The 16,522-nt window shown below is 33.7% G+C and carries 17 protein-coding genes; 11 read left to right on the forward strand and 6 right to left on the reverse strand.

What is annotated here, in order from left to right; genetic code table 11:
• Positions 1-37: 37 nt before the first annotated feature.
• The 3 genes from MKY00_RS09130 to MKY00_RS09140 form a co-directional block, all read right to left on the reverse strand.
• Positions 38-709 (reverse strand): GntR family transcriptional regulator, encoded by a 672-nt coding sequence (locus tag MKY00_RS09130; RefSeq protein WP_029141097.1) that lies wholly within the window; start codon positions 707-709, stop codon positions 38-40.
• Positions 710-725: 16 nt separating this feature from the next.
• Positions 726-1,691, reverse strand: coding sequence for a DMT family transporter (locus MKY00_RS09135; RefSeq protein WP_029141098.1), 966 nt, complete (start codon positions 1,689-1,691; stop codon positions 726-728).
• A gap of 185 nt (positions 1,692-1,876) precedes the next feature.
• Entirely contained in the window at positions 1,877-3,064 is a 1,188-nt protein-coding gene (locus MKY00_RS09140; RefSeq protein ID WP_000757655.1) for a GTP-binding protein, read from the reverse strand.
• Between the two features lie 183 nt (positions 3,065-3,247).
• On the opposite strand from MKY00_RS09140, the gene MKY00_RS09145 reads away from it, so the two are divergent.
• The 5 genes from MKY00_RS09145 (at position 3,248) to fumC (ending at position 9,375) form a co-directional block, all read left to right on the forward strand.
• On the forward strand, positions 3,248-4,225 hold the full coding sequence (locus tag MKY00_RS09145) for a permease (RefSeq protein ID WP_074585821.1): 978 nt from the start codon (positions 3,248-3,250) through the stop codon (positions 4,223-4,225).
• A 12-nt stretch (positions 4,226-4,237) separates the two neighbouring features.
• Positions 4,238-5,110 (forward strand): TIGR03943 family putative permease subunit, encoded by an 873-nt coding sequence (locus MKY00_RS09150; RefSeq protein ID WP_016717110.1) that lies wholly within the window; start codon positions 4,238-4,240, stop codon positions 5,108-5,110.
• A 111-nt stretch (positions 5,111-5,221) separates the two neighbouring features.
• A complete protein-coding gene (locus tag MKY00_RS09155) occupies positions 5,222-5,881 on the forward strand; it encodes a class I SAM-dependent methyltransferase (protein ID WP_016717111.1) in 660 nt (219 codons plus the stop codon).
• 332 nt (positions 5,882-6,213) lie between these two features.
• Positions 6,214-7,617: a Na+/H+ antiporter NhaC gene (gene nhaC / locus MKY00_RS09160; RefSeq protein ID WP_000843989.1), complete on the forward strand. Its 1,404-nt coding sequence runs from the start codon at positions 6,214-6,216 to the stop codon at positions 7,615-7,617.
• A 369-nt stretch (positions 7,618-7,986) separates the two neighbouring features.
• On the forward strand, positions 7,987-9,375 hold the full coding sequence (gene fumC, locus MKY00_RS09165; protein ID WP_000456602.1) for a class II fumarate hydratase: 1,389 nt from the start codon (positions 7,987-7,989) through the stop codon (positions 9,373-9,375).
• 65 nt (positions 9,376-9,440) lie between these two features.
• On the opposite strand, the gene MKY00_RS09170 is transcribed toward fumC, so the two are convergent.
• Positions 9,441-9,863, reverse strand: a complete 423-nt coding sequence (locus MKY00_RS09170) for a PH domain-containing protein (RefSeq protein ID WP_000669080.1) — start codon at positions 9,861-9,863, stop codon at positions 9,441-9,443.
• Positions 9,864-10,026: 163 nt separating this feature from the next.
• On the opposite strand from MKY00_RS09170, the gene MKY00_RS09175 reads away from it, so the two are divergent.
• Positions 10,027-10,188, forward strand: a complete 162-nt coding sequence (locus MKY00_RS09175; protein WP_033678361.1) for a hypothetical protein — start codon at positions 10,027-10,029, stop codon at positions 10,186-10,188.
• Between the two features lie 36 nt (positions 10,189-10,224).
• On the opposite strand, the gene MKY00_RS09180 is transcribed toward MKY00_RS09175, so the two are convergent.
• Positions 10,225-11,010, reverse strand: a complete 786-nt coding sequence (locus MKY00_RS09180) for an MBL fold metallo-hydrolase (protein ID WP_016717112.1) — start codon at positions 11,008-11,010, stop codon at positions 10,225-10,227.
• A 224-nt stretch (positions 11,011-11,234) separates the two neighbouring features.
• On the opposite strand from MKY00_RS09180, the gene MKY00_RS09185 reads away from it, so the two are divergent.
• Complete coding sequence (locus tag MKY00_RS09185; RefSeq protein WP_016717113.1) at positions 11,235-11,999, forward strand: DUF2087 domain-containing protein; 765 nt, start codon at positions 11,235-11,237, stop codon at positions 11,997-11,999.
• Positions 12,000-12,098: 99 nt separating this feature from the next.
• A complete protein-coding gene (locus tag MKY00_RS09190; protein ID WP_000804169.1) occupies positions 12,099-13,508 on the forward strand; it encodes an MATE family efflux transporter in 1,410 nt (469 codons plus the stop codon).
• A gap of 56 nt (positions 13,509-13,564) precedes the next feature.
• Here MKY00_RS09190 and MKY00_RS09195 read toward each other — a convergent pair whose 3' ends face one another.
• Positions 13,565-14,263, reverse strand: a complete 699-nt coding sequence (locus MKY00_RS09195) for a peptidase E (protein ID WP_000762133.1) — start codon at positions 14,261-14,263, stop codon at positions 13,565-13,567.
• Positions 14,264-14,758: 495 nt separating this feature from the next.
• Between MKY00_RS09195 and MKY00_RS09200 the strand changes: the two genes are divergently transcribed.
• From MKY00_RS09200 to MKY00_RS09210, 3 genes are all read left to right on the forward strand, one after another.
• Positions 14,759-15,157, forward strand: a complete 399-nt coding sequence (locus MKY00_RS09200) for a DUF3942 family protein (protein WP_014893865.1) — start codon at positions 14,759-14,761, stop codon at positions 15,155-15,157.
• Between the two features lie 93 nt (positions 15,158-15,250).
• Positions 15,251-15,664 (forward strand): BlaI/MecI/CopY family transcriptional regulator, encoded by a 414-nt coding sequence (locus tag MKY00_RS09205; protein ID WP_016717115.1) that lies wholly within the window; start codon positions 15,251-15,253, stop codon positions 15,662-15,664.
• Between the two features lie 4 nt (positions 15,665-15,668).
• Positions 15,669-16,481 carry a M56 family metallopeptidase gene (locus tag MKY00_RS09210; protein ID WP_014893864.1) on the forward strand — a complete coding sequence of 271 codons (813 nt, stop codon included), beginning with the start codon at positions 15,669-15,671 and terminating at the stop codon, positions 16,479-16,481.
• Positions 16,482-16,522: the final 41 nt, after the last annotated feature.

Raw genomic sequence — 16,522 nt, forward strand, 5'->3', positions numbered from 1 at the left:
GAGAGCTGGTTACGATTTTGTGTAGCCAGCTCTCTTTTTATTTCGTAGAAATTATTTTTTGTATTTCTTTCATTGGACGGAGCCAGTTTTGAGACATCATTCGTTCTATTTGTTTTTCGTCCTGCTTTTGCAGTGCTTGAATGATGGAGTGATGTTCTTCAATAGATTGACTTGCTGGAACGAAGTTTTGGAAAAACAAGTATTCAAGACGTAAAACGTGAAGTTGCATATTTTCTAGAAAGGGTTCAATATATTGATTTTTAGCAATAGAAGAAATGGTATTGTGAAATTGTATATCTAGTTGTAAAGCTTGTTTTGTGTTTTGTTTCTCTATAGAGCACTGAAAATCATCATTTATTACAGAAAGTAGTTTCAAATCAGCGTCTGTAATATTTTGAAGTGCTTGTTTTCCTATAATAGAGTGAAGACCAGCCATCGTCTCATAAATGATCGGAATGTCGTCTAACTGAATAGGAGCAATTTTTGTTTTTTGTCCAGGTACCATTTCCACTAATCCAGAAAGCTCTAATATTTGAAGCGCTTCTCTTACAGGTGTTCTGCTTACTCCTAGTGCTTCAGCTAGTTCCCCATCATTAATTTTTTCATTGGGCTTCAGTACACCTTCAATAATCCAATCTTGTAGTTGATTTAAAACGAGTGATTTTGCTGAAACTCTTCCTAGTTTTTTATTATTTTGAGGGATAGGCATAGTGAATTCAATCCTTTCATTGTATATTTTCCTTTTTCTCATGAACAAGCTTTAATTCGGGTTTCCCTTCATCCGGTTTTTGGCTTAAGATAAGCACCATTACAATGACACAAAGGGCCCCTAATAACTGAAAAGATTGAAATGGTACATGTAATATAAGTACAGAAGAAATAATAGCTGCGAGTGGTTCTGTACAACCGAATAATGTCGTTTCTTTCGGGGTTAAGTATCGTATGCTGTCTAAGTATAAATAAAATGCGATGAGTGTTCCGAAAATGATGACAAATGTGATGAGCGGTAAGGTATTTAGTTTTACATATTTCATCGTTGACAATAAAATGAATTCTTTCGTAGTAATAAAGTGTACAATCGTTACACCCATACCCCCAATAATCATGCCCCATCCAACGATAACTGAGGAAGACCATCTATCTAGTAATTCTTTTGAATATAAACTATAAAAAGCAAGAGATAATCCAGATAAAATACCCCAAATAATAGCTGGTGTAGAAACAGCTAAGTTATGAACAGACCCGTTTGTTAGTAAGAGGAAAGTACCTACTAATGAAAGGACAATTGAAATAAAATCAATTTTTGATGGACGAACGTTCCATTTGAAAAGTAAGTATACAGTAATAAATATAGGAGCTAAATATTGCAATAATGTTGCAACGGCAGCATTTCCTTCTTTAATAGAAGCGAAGTACGTGTATTGTACAGCAAGCATACCGAATAGGCCAAACAATATCATTTTAGTAGCATCAGATCTTTGTTTCCATATGCTGAATATTTCTTTTTTTCTCGTTCCGAATGATGAAATAATGAGCAAGATAACGCCCGATATAAGCAATCGAATTGTAACTAACCATTCAGTAGAAACATGTTCATATTGAAAAAGTTGTTGTGCAGCTGTTCCGGATAATCCCCATAAACAAGCACCAATTACAACCATAATGATTCCTTTTAAACGATTTGGATTCATCATGTATTGATTCCTCCTTTCAAAAAATATATTGTATACAATATGTAATATATCACGAAATGAATAAAAAACAAACTGAAAATTCTCGCTTTATGTAAAGCTGTTATTCAGATTAAAGAAGTTTGTTAAATAAGAGAACGATAAAATAGAAAGGCTTTCGTTTACGGAAGCCTTTCTATTTTAAATTATGAAGTGTAAGTAAAAGCTGGAATAGGATCAATGAATGTATCCCAGTTTTGTGCCATTTCTTTTTCTGTTAATAGACAATCATCTAATGATTGTTCAATTAAAGAACGGTTCATATCAATTCCGATAAATACGAGTTCGGTTATTCGATCTCCATATCGCTCGTTCCAGCTTTTCAATACTTCGGGTTCTTCTGTAATAATTTGATTTCTTTCAGTTTCAGGTAATGCCGCTATCCATTCACCGGCTCCTTGAATTGTAATAGAGGAACCCGCTTGAGATAGAAGCCCTATCATATTATTACGTGATGCGAGCCAGAAAAAGCCTTTTGCTCTTACGACATCCACAGGCCATTTTTCTAGCCAATTCATAAGGCGTTCAGGATGGAAAGGATATTTACGGCGATACACAAAGGAATTGATGCCATATTCTTCAGTTTCAGGTGTATGATGTTCACTATTTAATTCTTGTATCCAACCCGCCGATTGACTCGCTTCCTCATAATTGAATAAGTTTGTATTCAAAATTTCTTGCAGTGGTACGTTGCTAAATGAAGTTTCAATAATTTTTGCACTAGGATTTAATTTCTTAAGTAAATGATGGAGCTCTCTCACATCTTCTTTTTCTAGTAGGTCTATCTTATTAAGGAGAATTACATTTGCAAACTCAATTTGATCTATTAATAAATCAATAACTTCCCGAGTATCGTTTTCATCAATTGCCTGCTTACGGTCTAATAAACTTTCACCATCTGCAAAATCATCCCAAAATCTATTTGCATCTACAACAGTAACCATCGTATCGAGGCGACAATTTTTTGTTAAGTCAATGTTCAGAACATCGTCTGTATACGTAAACGTTTGGGCAACTGGAATCGGCTCACTTATACCGGAAGATTCAATAACTATATAGTCAATATCACCGTTTTCCACAAGCCGATTCACTTCTATCATTAAATCCTCTCGTAGTGTGCAACAAATACAGCCATTTTGAATTTCTACTAGTTTTTCCTCCGTACGTGAAAAACCACCTTTTTTGATAAGGGATGCATCAATGTTTACTTCGCTCATATCATTAACGATAACAGCTACTTTTAAGTTGTTCTTATTAGTCAAAATATGATGTAGTAAGGTAGTTTTTCCAGCTCCTAAAAAACCACTTAATACAGTGATAGGTACTTTTTTCATGAAATACTCTCTCCTTTAAATCGTAATGATTACGTTTTATATTAAATGATGGAAAAGAAAAAATCAATAATAAATCATAATGATTACGATTTAAGAATAGAAATAGACTATGAAATTTGTGCTATAGCAGGAAGCTTTTGGACAAGCACTTGTTTACATATAAGTAAAATGGAGGCGAGAAGGATGGTCTTTAATAGGGTTTCAAAAGAATTAATAGGAATAGCTCTTATTGTTATGTTTCTCTTTTTATTATTTTTTGTAGATTTTACAAGTTTAGCAAATTTGCATAAAAGTATGCCAAAAGAATGGTTGAATGTGAATACGGTGTTTTTAAGTATTATATTTGAAGCAATACCATTTATTTTATTAGGGGTAATTGTTTCTTCTCTCATTCAAGTGTTTGTGACAGAAGATATGATTCAAAAAGTAATGCCGAAATCTCCAATTGTTGCAATGGTTCCAGCAGTATTTGTTGGAATTCTTTTTCCAATGTGTGAATGTGTCATTATACCAATTGTAAGAAGGCTCATTCAAAAGGGGTTACCACTTCATGTGGGCATTGTTATTTTGCTAAGTGCACCTATTATGAATCCAGTTGTTCTTTTATCTACTGTATATGCGTTTCAAAAAAATGATTACATTGTATATGCACGCTTTGGGGTAACAATTCTTGTTGCTCTATTCATAGGTTTAATTGTGTATTATCGCTATCGCGAAAGAAATGTTTTAAAAGACGTAGAGGTGTCAGTTCAAAAAAACAAAAAAAAGAGTTGGAAAGATGTTATGAATCACACTGTAGATGAGTTTTTTGATACTGGTAAGTATTTACTGATTGGTGCCTTTTTAGCAAGTGTATTTCAAACATTTTTTGATCGGAATGTACTGGATGCAGTAGCACATAACGAAGTAATTGCCCCAATTATTATGATGGGATTTGGTTATGTTTTATCTATTTGCTCTGCGGCCGATTCGTTTATAGCGGCATCTTTTGGACATGTTTTCTCTGTAAAAGCACTTCTCGCATTTCTTGTGTTTGGACCTATGCTTGATATGAAAAATACATTGATGCTATTTGCTTATTTTCAAAAGAGATTTGTATTCTTTTTGATTGGAATTATTATTTTATCGGTGTACGCAATCGTGCAAATTACAACGTTATAGGAGGTGAGAAACGTGGAGGAAAAGGAACAGAAGGCCTATCATCGCTATATTCGTGGCATTATTTTAATTGGTTTAGCAATGCTCTTATTTAAATTACTTGTAACAGGGAATATTTATAATTTTATCGCTCCAAAAATGATTAAATTTACGTATATAGCTTTTGTAGTGATTTTACTTCTTGGTTCATTACAAGTTTGGGGAGATGAGAGAGAGGAACAAGATGATTGTAATTGTTGTGTGCATCATAGGGAATTGAAGTTAGGGTTAAAAAGATATTTTGTATATGTTTTATTTGTTGTTCTAATTATTAGTGCTTTTTTATTTGGAGGTGTAACAATTGATGGAAGTTTAGCAGGAAAAAGGGGTATGAATCAAAGTGTACAGGCGATAAGTATGGAAAAGAACGAAAAAGAGGGAATACAGGCAAATTCTAATGGGAAAGAACAAGATGAAAGTTCGAATTTAAAAGTGACTGATCAAGCGGAAGAACAATTAGCAAAAAGTATGTTGGGACAACGAAAGATACAAGTAGAGGATAAGGATTATGTTCAAACAATGAGTATAATTGGTCAAGATGTAAAAGGATTTAAAGGGAAGGAAATTACATTCTCAGGGTTTATATATAATGATAAGGATGTGACAGGTGATAAAGCGGTAGTGGCGCGATATGGCATAACTTGTTGTATTGCGGATGCATCAGTCTGGGGGATGATTGTTGCAGGGGAAAACGTAAAAAAGCTCCCACAAGAAACATGGGTGAAAATAACAGGTTTGTTGGACGAAACGACATATAAAGGAACGCTATTTCCACTCGTAAAAGTAAACAAAGTGGAGAAAATCAATAAGCCAACAGACCCATATGTATATGATGCTTTACCCCAATAAAAAGAATAAATTCTTCATATTTTCATGAAATAGAATCATAATCATAACGATAAAAAAATAAAGATAAGAGTAATTTGGTTTGTTAAAAATATGGGTAGAAGGAGATATGCGATGAGCTGGGTTACTCATAAACCAACATTTGAATTTGATAATTATAGCCATTTTATTCGGGCAAATACGGCGTGGATTGGGCATTTAGATTTTGCATATGATTTAGTAAGGTTTGAAAAGCCGGAAGTATTAGTCGAGTTAGGTACACATTTAGGAGCTTCTTTTTTTAGTTTTTGTCAAGGGGTAAAGGATGGGGGATTAGCTACAAAATGTTTTGCTGTAGATACTTGGACGGGAGATGAGCATACAGGTCCATATGGAGAAGGCGTTTATCAAATCGTAGAGAAAGTCGTAAATACGAGTTATCCCAATATAGGTAATTTAATTCGTTCTACTTTCGATGAGGCCGTTGATCAATTTCAAGATGGAACGATAAACTTGTTGCATATTGATGGCTATCATACGTATGAAGCAGTTTCTCATGATTATAAAACATGGTTACCAAAACTTGCGAATAACGGTATTGTCTTATTTCATGATATTGAGGTGAAAGATCGAAACTTCGGTGTGTATAAGTTTTGGGATGAAGTCACAGCAAAGCACCCTCATTTTCAGTTCCAGCATTCATATGGACTCGGCGTATTATTTCCGAAAGGTTGTAGCGATAAGTTTGTGGAAATACTTAAAAATAAAGAAGAAATACAAAATATGTATAAATAAAAGTGGAGCATGCATCATTTGAATGATGCGTGCTTTTTTGTGTGGGGAATAATGATATTCCTTTAAACGGTGAGGATAATAGTAAAAGGTTTTATGTTGGCAAATATTAAAAAAGTTACTCTTTGATTGTTAAATATAAAAAATGTAACATTTTTTATATTTTCCATTGCGAAAAGTAGCATCTACTTTTACAATAGAAAAGGTGTCCAATATATTATACTGGAAAAATAAATCGAAATAATATGAAAATTTTGTTTTGTCTTCGCTAATTGTATATTACATACATGTAAGACGACACACGTCATGTTATCGACTTGTAAGGAGAGAAAAAAATGAAAAGTGTAAGATTACCATCGATGCTAGAAATCATAGTTCTTTTATTACTATTTCTTGCTGTTGTCTTTTCCTTCCAAACGATTTTTGATCTCCCAATTCAATTAGCGCTATTTATTTCATGGTTTTTAGTAATTGCGCTTGGATTAAGATTAGGATTTCGTTATCAAGAATTGCAAGATGCAATTACGAAAGGGATTTCTAACGGATTAGAAGCAATACTGATTTTAGTTGCAGTAGGTGCTTTAATTGGAACATGGATTGCTGGTGGCGTTGTACCAACATTAATCTATTATGGATTAGAATTTATTCACCCTAGCATATTCCTATTAGCAACATTAATTATTTGTTCGATCACTTCTATCGCGACAGGAACATCATGGGGAACAGTTGGAACAGCAGGTATTGCTATGATGGCGATTGGTGAAGGGCTTGGTTTACCACTTCCACTTGTTGCTGGTGCAGTTCTTTCAGGAGCTTATTTCGGCGACAAATTATCACCACTTTCTGATAGTACTGTTCTGGCAGCTTCTATGGCGAAAGTAGATGTTATTGCTCACGTTCGAGCTATGCTCGTATTAGATGTTCCGGCTTATATTATTACTAGTATTATGTTTACTGTAGCTGGTTGGATGTATGGCGGAGATAACGTAGATTTAAATCGAGTAGAGTTTTTAAAAGAAGCTTTATTAAAGCAATTTGATATTAAAATATGGATGCTTGTTCCAGCGGTCATTGTTATTGTTCTATTAGCACTAAAGAGACCGTCTATGCCAACAATTGCAATGGGAGCTTTAATTGGTGCGATTTGGGCAACTCTTTTCCAAGGAATGAACTTTGGAGATGCCATTGGAACAGCGTATAATGGATTCTCAATTCAATCTGGTGTTGAATTTGTGGACAAGTTATTAAACCGTGGTGGAATTAACGGTATGCTTGGATCAGTAGCCGTTATTATTTTCGGTTTAGGATTTGGTGGATTACTTGAAAAACTAGGTGTTTTAAAAGTAATCGTATCAAAATTTGAGAAGAAATTAAATTCTGCAGGTAATGTAACATTGTCTACATTAATCGTGGCATTCTTAGCGAATATATTTGGTTGTGCAATGTACGTATCATTAATTTTAACACCGAAAATTATGGAAGAAAGCTATGATAAATTAAAAATAGACCGACGTGTATTAGCACGTAACTCAGAAGTAGGTGGAACGTTAACTTCAGGTATGGTTCCATGGTCTGATAATGGTATTTTTATGGCTGGTATTTTAGGTGTAGCAACGTTCTCATACGTTCCGTTTATGTGGTTAAGCTTCGTATCGTTAATTTTAGCGGTTATTTACGGATATACAGGCAAATTTATTTGGTATGTTGATGATGCTGAAAAAGGAAAAGAAGCATCATAAATAAAAAATCACCTTCTACGTGTTGTAGAAGGTGATTTTTTATTTTGTAATAGGAGTTGAAGAAGTTATCTCAACCTCATATTTAGCAATTTTTTGTCGTATCTTTTTCTGCTAATTGACGAACAAGTTCATATCCAATTCCTTTATTTGCACCTGTTATGAAAGCATATTTTTTCGTATTGAATTCCTCCAGTAGTGTTATAGTAGGTTACAAAGGAAAGGGTACAGCCTAAACTTAAGTTTAGGCCAAGAGGAATTTTTAAAAATAAGTATAGAATATCTACATATATGAGTGAGAATTCTTATCATTTAAGAGAAAGTCTGTTATTATAAGAAATGTAGGTATTTTATTTTCAAGGGGATGAAAAAATGGAGTACAGAATTGAAAGAGATACAATAGGAGAAATTAAAGTTCCAGCTGATAAATTATGGGCAGCACAAACACAACGTAGTAAAGAAAACTTTCCGATTGGAACAGAGCAAATGCCGCTTGAAATTGTAAAAGCATTTGCCATTTTAAAGAAGAGTGCAGCACTTACTAATAAAAAATTAGGAAAGTTATCAGAAGAAAAAGCAGAAGCAATTGTGACAGCAGCTGACGAAGTGATTGTAGGGAAATGGAATGAACATTTTCCACTTGTCGTATGGCAAACAGGTAGTGGTACTCAGTCAAACATGAATGTGAATGAAGTAATTGCAAACCGAGGGAATCAAATTTTGAAAGAGAAGGGATCTGACGTACATATTCATCCGAATGATGATGTGAACATGTCTCAAAGTTCAAATGATACTTTCCCAACTGCGCTTCATGTAGCATGTGTACTCGCAGTAGAAAATCACGTGTTACCAGCAATTACGAAATTAAAAGAAACGTTAGCAGAAAAAGTAACTGCATTTGAACATATTATAAAAATTGGTCGTACACATTTACAAGATGCGACACCGTTAACATTAGGACAAGAAATTAGTGGATGGCACCGTATGCTTGAAAAAACAGAGCGTATGATTGCAGAGAGCAATACATATATGAAAGAGCTTGCGATTGGTGGTACTGCAGTTGGAACAGGTATAAACGCCCATCCTAAATTTGGTGAGATGGTATCTGAGGAAATTAGCCAATTTACAGGTAAGCAATTTATTTCTGCACCAAATAAATTCCATGCATTAACGAGTCATGATGAAGTTGTATATACGCATGGGGCATTAAAAGCATTAGCAGCGGATTTAATGAAGATCGCTAACGATGTGCGCTGGCTGGCAAGTGGTCCACGTAGTGGGCTAGGAGAAATTATTATTCCAGCAAATGAGCCAGGAAGCTCTATTATGCCAGGAAAAGTAAATCCAACGCAAAGTGAAGCGTTAACGATGGTTGTAGCACAAGTGATGGGAAATGACGCAACAATCGGATTTGCAGCGAGCCAAGGCAATTTTGAGTTAAATGTATTTAAACCTGTTATTGCATATAACTTCTTACAATCTGCTCACTTATTAGCAGATGCAATTGTTTCATTTAATGATAATTGTGCAGTTGGTATTGAAGCAGATGAAGAAGTCATTAAAGAGAATGTGAATCGTTCATTAATGCTTGTTACAGCATTAAACCCGCATATCGGATATGAAAATGCAGCGAAAATTGCGAAGCATGCTCATAAAGAAGGGCTAACTTTAAAAGAAGCAGCGCTGCAATCTGGACTACTAACAGAAGAACAATTTGATGAAATTGTCGATCCGAAAAAAATGATTGCTCCGAAAGAGTAATAAAAACGCCAAGATTCTTCGTTTAGAATCTTGGTTTTTTTTATTACTGTAAGTGCCAAAATATATTATTTGTTAGCAGACATATTCAATATTTTCATATGTGGGCAGTTTTCTTTTAAAAGTGCAATGAATTTTTCTTCTTCTTGTGGTACGAAAGTTGTCACAGAGTCGAATAAATTATAATGGATTTCTAATTGCTGTCTAGTCCATTTCTTTGAATGAAGTTTTTTACCAGAGTATTTAATGTGGCGAATATCTTCAAAGGGAATTTCAGTACGTAGTATGAAACCATGTTTTACGAAAAGAGATGATTCCGTTACGTTGTAGTGAGAGAAATAGAATGAAGAAAGATTCACGATATTTAGCAGCATCATGAGGGTGAAAAAAATAGAATTTTCATTTTGGAAGAATAGCGAAATGAAAAAAATCATGATAAATAATGTAATAAAAATGACGTGAAATGGATTTTTTTTCGCTTTAAATTTCAAGTTAGTCACCTCGGTATACGTGTACTTTAACTAAATTAAATCATAACATCGTAATAAAACGTGTGAATATGCATAATTGCATATTCACACGTTTTATTATTCATGTAAAATTTCTTGATGGGATAAATTCAAAAGAAGTTTTGTAATAGTGGAGTGGCATGAAGTGACTTACAAGAATAGAAAGATAGCGTTAGTCATAATTAGTTGTATGACGGTTATGGGTAGTTGTGCAAAGAAATTTGTTGAGGATGGAAATCGAAAACATATATTTGTAGAGGTAAGTAAGGTTTTAGTAGAGACTGTAAATAGAATATATAAAAAGTAAAAGGTGTTTTCTTATACGGAAACACCTTTTTTTTAGTTAAAATTGAATGCTGAAGTTTTGGAATGTATGAATACCAGTCCCGTGTTTGATCAGCTCTTTATCATTTAAATATTGAATAGCATATTTTACCTCTTTCAATATAACAGGTGAAAGGCCGAGGGTATGATGTGAACCAAAAATTTGTTTAATAGGAAAGACGTTTGTAATTTTATTTAGAGACTGAACTAGATCTACAGGATTTGTAGATGGATAAAATGCAAAAATCGTGCCCTCATAAAGTAAATCTCCCGTAAATAAAAACGCAGTTTCATAATCGTATAGGCAAATATGTCCCGGTGAGTGACCTGGGGTATGTATAATTTGAATCTTCCTATTTCCGATATCAATAATGTCTCCATCTTGTAGTAATTTTGTTGGTGTTCCTTGAAAAGGCTTGAATGTTTCAGGTTGAAATGTTTTAGGTGTAGGTAAAGTGATATCTCGAGCGATGTCATGCCTAATTTGAGTAATAGGAAGTCCTTTTATCCCGTTAATGAGCCAATCTGCTTCTAAAGCATGTACATAGATCTCTTCATAGTGTGAGTGACTACCGATATGATCCCAATGGACATGTGTTGTGACAACAGTAATTGGTAAGGTTGTTAGTTGGTCAGTTATACGCTTCAGATTATCGATACCTAGTCCAGTGTCAATAAGGAGTGCGGTAGTATCGCCTACAAGTAAGAAGGAATGTACTTTCTCCCAATGTCCATATTCACTAATTGCATATGTATTTTGGGCAATTTGTTTAACAGTAAACCAAAGGTCGTCCAGAATATTCATGTTTTGTTTCACATCCTATCGTAATTCATATATTAAATACATTCGCTTTTCGTTGCTTTATGTCCTTTTTAAAGAATATCCAATAGACGTTTTTATAAAAGTTTATAAAATAGGTAAACGAAATATTGAAAAGTTTGTTTTTGTTATGTTAAGATGATGAAGTGGTAATAAACGTTATTAAGATTTGTTTATTTTAAAACAAACATTTTAAAGGAGTGTTTAGTATGAGTGATATTTCAGAGAAGTTTTGGGACGCTTCAGTTGAGGAGTTGAAGAAAGGGTATGTATTTGAAGCGGAAGTAGAGGAATATATTTGTTTAGCGTGTGGAGAAGCGTTTATTAAGGGTGTTATTTATCAAGATAATCAAGTTTTGTATGAAGCAGAGAAGTTTGTACAATTGCATGTGCAAAACGAACATACGTCGATGTTTGATTATTTATTAAATTTAGATAAGAAGTATACAGGTTTAACTGATTTGCAAAAGAAGATGGTTCAGTTTTTCCATATGGGGCTGAATGATAAAGAGATTGTGAAAGAGATGGATGGGGGAAGTACTTCAACCATCCGCAATCATCGGTTTACACTTCGAGAGAAAATGAAGCAAGCGAAAGTGTTTTTAGCGTTAATGGAACTGTCAGAAGAAAAATCAAAAGTACAAACGAAATTTGTACCCATTCATAGAACAGCAACGATGGTAGATGATCGTTACAATATTACAGAAGAAGAAAATGATGAAGTGTTAAAAACGCATTTTACAGAGGGATTAGATGGACCGCTTTCTAAATTTCCAAAAAAGCAAAAGCGTAAATTAATTATATTACGTCATTTAGTGACGAAGTTTGATAGTAATAAAAAGTACACTGAAAAAGAAGTAAATGCTATTATAGAAAGCGTATATCCGGATTTTGTAACTTTGAGAAGATATTTAATCGAATACGGGTTTTTAGATAGAACAGCTGATGGAAGCCAATATTGGGTGAAGTTATAATAACATAGGAAAGAATATGAATAGAAGCACACCATTACAACAAATATACAAAAAGATGGAAGTTGAAAAACAGATTTTTAATAAAAGGAGAAATGAAATTTGAAACCACCTACAAATAACAATAAAGAAGGTGCGGAGTCACATAAGTTAGAAAGTGAGAGTAAACCGATTTGGAAATCGATGTCCATGTTTTTAGTACCGTTACTATTAAGTAATGTACTACAATCAGTTGGACAATTATTCGGTATGGTAGTAGTAGGAAGATGGCTTGGAGTGAATGATTTAGCGGCCATATCGGCATTCTTCCCATTATTTTTCTTACTTGTTTCATTCGTAATTGGTATTGGTTCAGGGAGTTCCATTTTAATTGGTCAGGCGTTTGGGGCAAAAAACGAAGATCGTTTAAAAGCGATTGTTGGTACGACGCTAACATTTACCTTTATTATTGGAGTTGTGTTAGCGATAGTAGGTAGTATTTTTGCAATGGATATTATGCGCCTTATGGGGACGCCAGAAAATATTATTGAAATAAGTGTACATTATGCACGTATTTTATTTATATCGATGCCAATCTTATTTTTATATTTCGCATACACAACGTTTATGAGAGGTACAGGAGATTCTAAAACGCCATTTTACTTTTTAATTGTAAGTACAGCGCTAAATATGATTTTATTACCAATCCTTATTTTTGGATGGTTAGGTGCTCCAAAATTAGATGTGTATGGAGCAGCCTATGCTTCTGTTATATCTACAGTTATTACGTTTATTGTCATGTTAGTGTATTTAAAGAAGAAAAATCACCCGCTACAATTAGATAGTACGGTAAGGAAATATCTTCGAATGGATTGGGGTTTATTAAAGTTATTACTACGACTCGGTATTCCAGCAAGTGTTAATATGATATTAGTTTCATTATCAGAAATTGCGGTAATCGCGTTTGTAAATCGTTACGGTTCGGATGCAACAGCAGCTTATGGCGTTGTGAACCAAGTTGCAAGTTATGTACAAATGCCAGCCGTTAGTCTTGGTATTACAGTCTCCATTTTTGCTGCACAATCAATTGGTGCGAATCAATTTGATCGATTGCAGAAAGTTGTGAAGGCCGGAATTATTATGAACTACGTCATCGGTGGTGTGTTAATATCTCTCATTTACTTGTTCTCAAGAGACATTCTAGCACTATTTTTAACGAGTCAAACTACAATTGAAATTGCTCATAGCCTAGTTATGATCACATTATGGAGTTATTTAATTTTCGGTCATGCGCAAATTATTAGTGCGACAATGCGAGCAAGCGGTACAGTATTATGGCCAACTGTTATTGGCGTCGTATCAATTTGGCTTGTTGAAGTACCTGTAGCGTATTACCTTTCTTACCATACAAGTCTTGGCATAGAAGGGATATGGATTGGATACCCAGCAGCATTTATTGTCAGCTTAATACTACAATATGCATATTATAAGCTTTCATGGCAGAAGAAACGAATTACACGATTAGTGAGTTAAACACTAAAAATGTCCCTAAGTTATTATACTTAGGGACATTTTTTATAAGTGCAGATTTACAAATAGCTTTTTAAAGTAATATCAAAATGTTGTCTAATGAGTTTATTATCACTCATATAAAATTCCCACGCTTTTTCTGGTTCACCGATAATTTCAAAAGATTCTTCTGTAATATATAAGGCGCAATTATCTTCTAGTGCAATGCCTTCTATATTACCTTGATGATTTTGTAAAAAGGAATGGAAGGCGTTCATTCTATTTAATTGATTATAATGTGGACAAAACCTTTTGTTCACAATGCCCCAGCCGTTACTCTCTATATAACCAGAACCTTCATAATCTGAGCGGATACTAGATGTGAACCAACACATAGCACCAGCGCTACACCCTGCAATGAGCGTTCCTTGCTGCAGAGCCAATAGTAATTTTTCATCGAGCTTATGTTCTTTCCATTCTGTAATCATTTGAATATAGTTCCCGCCACCGAGATAAATTAAATCAGCAGACTGAATCATTTCGTCTATTTCATATTTAGAAGGTGTATCGGCTATAATACGTAAAATTTGTACGTCACAGTGTAATTGTTTTTCGAATGTGTCTAAAAATAATTTTATATAGCTTTCATCATCATGACTAGCTGTAGGAATGAATAATACTTTCGGATACTGTTTATTTGTTAATTCTATAAGTCGCTCATTAATAGGCGAGTGATTTGAATCTTGTAAATCACCGCCACCAATGACAGCTAATTTCATAGTAAAGCACCACCTAATCATTTTCGTTATATAAAAATTCGATAGAAGAGAGTTACATTCCTTCTCTTACGTAATGAATAAGTAGAAAATGGGGTTTAAATATATTGGAATAATAAAGGTGATAGTGGCTATATAGGAAAATGAATTAGAAACAGTTTATCCCGCAATAACGGGCAGTAAGACCCCCATCTCAAAATTCAGCGGAAGCAAAGAAGTTAGGCGGGGGATGAACAAACCCCTACTGATTAAAGTTTCACCTTATTGTTATATAATGCTTCTTACTATTGTTTCAAAATATGGAAACAATATGTTTAAATAGATATAACGAAGCATGAATTCATATTGAATGAGTGCCTATCCTTTAAAAAAGAACTGGAAATAATATAGATTTTACAAATGAGTTTTTACTTTTAATAGGAAGTTGTATTACAATATGGTAAAATTATTTCAATATATTTATTTAATATAAAAATACAAAGAGGGAGCGTGAAAAAAGTGGATTTTCGATTTGAATTTACAACGAAGGTGAAAGAATACTTGGATGATGAGAAGGATGAAAAAATAATAAAAGATGGACATAGAGATATCATTTTTCAATATTTATATCCACTAGAGAGTGAAATTGGTATTTATAAAAATCCTAACTTTACTTTTTTTGCATCAGGAAGACGCTCGCATATCGTATTAGAAAACATTGAATTTAAAACAGAGGTAAATGTAAAAAGTAACATCATTGAAATTACAAAAATAGTGGATAATGTCGTTATCCCGTTAGATACTATCGTAGCGAAAGATCGGGAATTGTTTGCACTTGGGCGTAATGAGAAGTTTAGTGTACAAATATTAGAGCAGTATCTGTTTGAAACATTTGGAGAAAAGTTAGGTTTACAGTAAATGGGATTTGGGAGTGGATTTTAGTGTATAGCATTCATAATTGACCTTTTATTTCATTTATACTACAATTCTTAGTGTGAAAGGAGCTATACGATGTTTACTCAAAACTATAAGCTAAATGAACAAGGGCTAAATCATTTCTTTGGACCGCTTGAAGCAAAGATTATGGAGATTGTTTGGTCTAGTGAGGGTATTACGATTAAAGAAGTACAGCAGAAATTAAGTGAAGAATCACCTGTAAATTTTAATACTGTAATGACAGTTATGAACAGGTTAGTAGAGAAATTACACTTAGAAAAGCAGACTATGAAAAGAAGTGGAATATATCGTGCTGTACAAACAAAAGATGAATTCTTATCCAATCAAACGAAGAAAATGACACAGGAATTGATGGGGGAATTTGGTGATTTAGTTGTAAATCATATGCTAGATGAATTAGAGCAAGTTGATCCGACTTTAATAAAAAAGTTAGAAGATAAATTGAGTCAGTTAAAAAAAGAGGATTAATGAAATGAAATGGCAAATGCGTAAAATCGTATTGTTAGCAGTCATTGTTAGTTCCCTCTTTTTTAGTATGTTAGTGTATTACGTTACATATCCATTTCTGTTTCAAAATAAGGCGTTCTTTCTTTCGAATTTTTGCTTGTTTCAGTTAGAAAAACATATGAAAGAATTATCATTCATTCGTATTATAATCGCTGGATTTCTACTACTTACTGTGTTTATTGTTTGCAAAAGAATGTGGCGACAATTTTTTGATACTAAAAGGTTACAAAAAGTACTTATTCCCTTCGTTCGAAAAGGAAAACAAATATATATATTGCCGACTGCGGAAGTTGCGGCATTTACAATTGGGTTATTTCGTCCGAAAGTTGTCGTGTCAGAAGGGATGCTTCAAACTTTTTCAGCTGAAGAAATGGATGCGATTATTTTTCATGAAGAATATCATCAAAACAATCGAGACCCATTAAAATTATTTTGTTTTACGTTATTAGCAGAAGGAATGATATACATCCCGATATTAAAAGGGCTATTGCAGCGCTATCATGTGTATCAAGAGTTAGCTGCAGATAAGTATGCAATGCGGAAAATGAAATCTAAATTCGAGTTAGGAAGCGCATTATTAAAATTAATTAAAATAAAGACAATGGAAAATCGATGTGTTACAGCTTCATTTGCAAAAACAGCAATAAATTTACGAATTGAGCAAGTGTTACATGAAAAAGTTGTTAAGCTCAATATGCCGTTACATACGAATTCGGTATATGTAACAGTAGGTTTATTTTGTATGTCGGTTGTACTGATTGTCGGAGAGTGCATATAGCCTCTTTTTTTTAAGTATTAACACTACTTTATGTAGTGTGT

Origin of the sequence: Bacillus sp. FSL R9-9834, from assembly GCF_038006905.1 — a bacterium.
In the GTDB taxonomy this organism is placed as follows: domain Bacteria; phylum Bacillota; class Bacilli; order Bacillales; family Bacillaceae_G; genus Bacillus_A; species Bacillus_A pacificus.

Excerpts from the sequence above, each read along its gene's own strand:
- MKY00_RS09130 (WP_029141097.1), bottom strand. The coding sequence starts at position 709 with ATGCCTATCCCTCAAAATAATAAAAAACTAGGAAGAGTTTCAGCAAAA.
- MKY00_RS09195 (WP_000762133.1), bottom strand. The coding sequence starts at position 14,263 with ATGAAATTAGCTGTCATTGGTGGCGGTGATTTACAAGATTCAAATCAC.
- MKY00_RS09135 (WP_029141098.1), bottom strand. The coding sequence starts at position 1,691 with ATGAATCCAAATCGTTTAAAAGGAATCATTATGGTTGTAATTGGTGCT.
- MKY00_RS09140 (WP_000757655.1), bottom strand. The coding sequence starts at position 3,064 with ATGAAAAAAGTACCTATCACTGTATTAAGTGGTTTTTTAGGAGCTGGA.
- MKY00_RS09155 (WP_016717111.1), top strand. The coding sequence starts at position 5,222 with ATGAGCTGGGTTACTCATAAACCAACATTTGAATTTGATAATTATAGC.
- MKY00_RS09145 (WP_074585821.1), top strand. The coding sequence starts at position 3,248 with ATGGTCTTTAATAGGGTTTCAAAAGAATTAATAGGAATAGCTCTTATT.
- MKY00_RS09205 (WP_016717115.1), top strand. The coding sequence starts at position 15,251 with ATGTTTACTCAAAACTATAAGCTAAATGAACAAGGGCTAAATCATTTC.
- MKY00_RS09185 (WP_016717113.1), top strand. The coding sequence starts at position 11,235 with ATGAGTGATATTTCAGAGAAGTTTTGGGACGCTTCAGTTGAGGAGTTG.
- MKY00_RS09210 (WP_014893864.1), top strand. The coding sequence starts at position 15,669 with ATGAAATGGCAAATGCGTAAAATCGTATTGTTAGCAGTCATTGTTAGT.
- MKY00_RS09180 (WP_016717112.1), bottom strand. The coding sequence starts at position 11,010 with ATGAATATTCTGGACGACCTTTGGTTTACTGTTAAACAAATTGCCCAA.
- fumC (WP_000456602.1), top strand. The coding sequence starts at position 7,987 with ATGGAGTACAGAATTGAAAGAGATACAATAGGAGAAATTAAAGTTCCA.
- nhaC (WP_000843989.1), top strand. The coding sequence starts at position 6,214 with ATGAAAAGTGTAAGATTACCATCGATGCTAGAAATCATAGTTCTTTTA.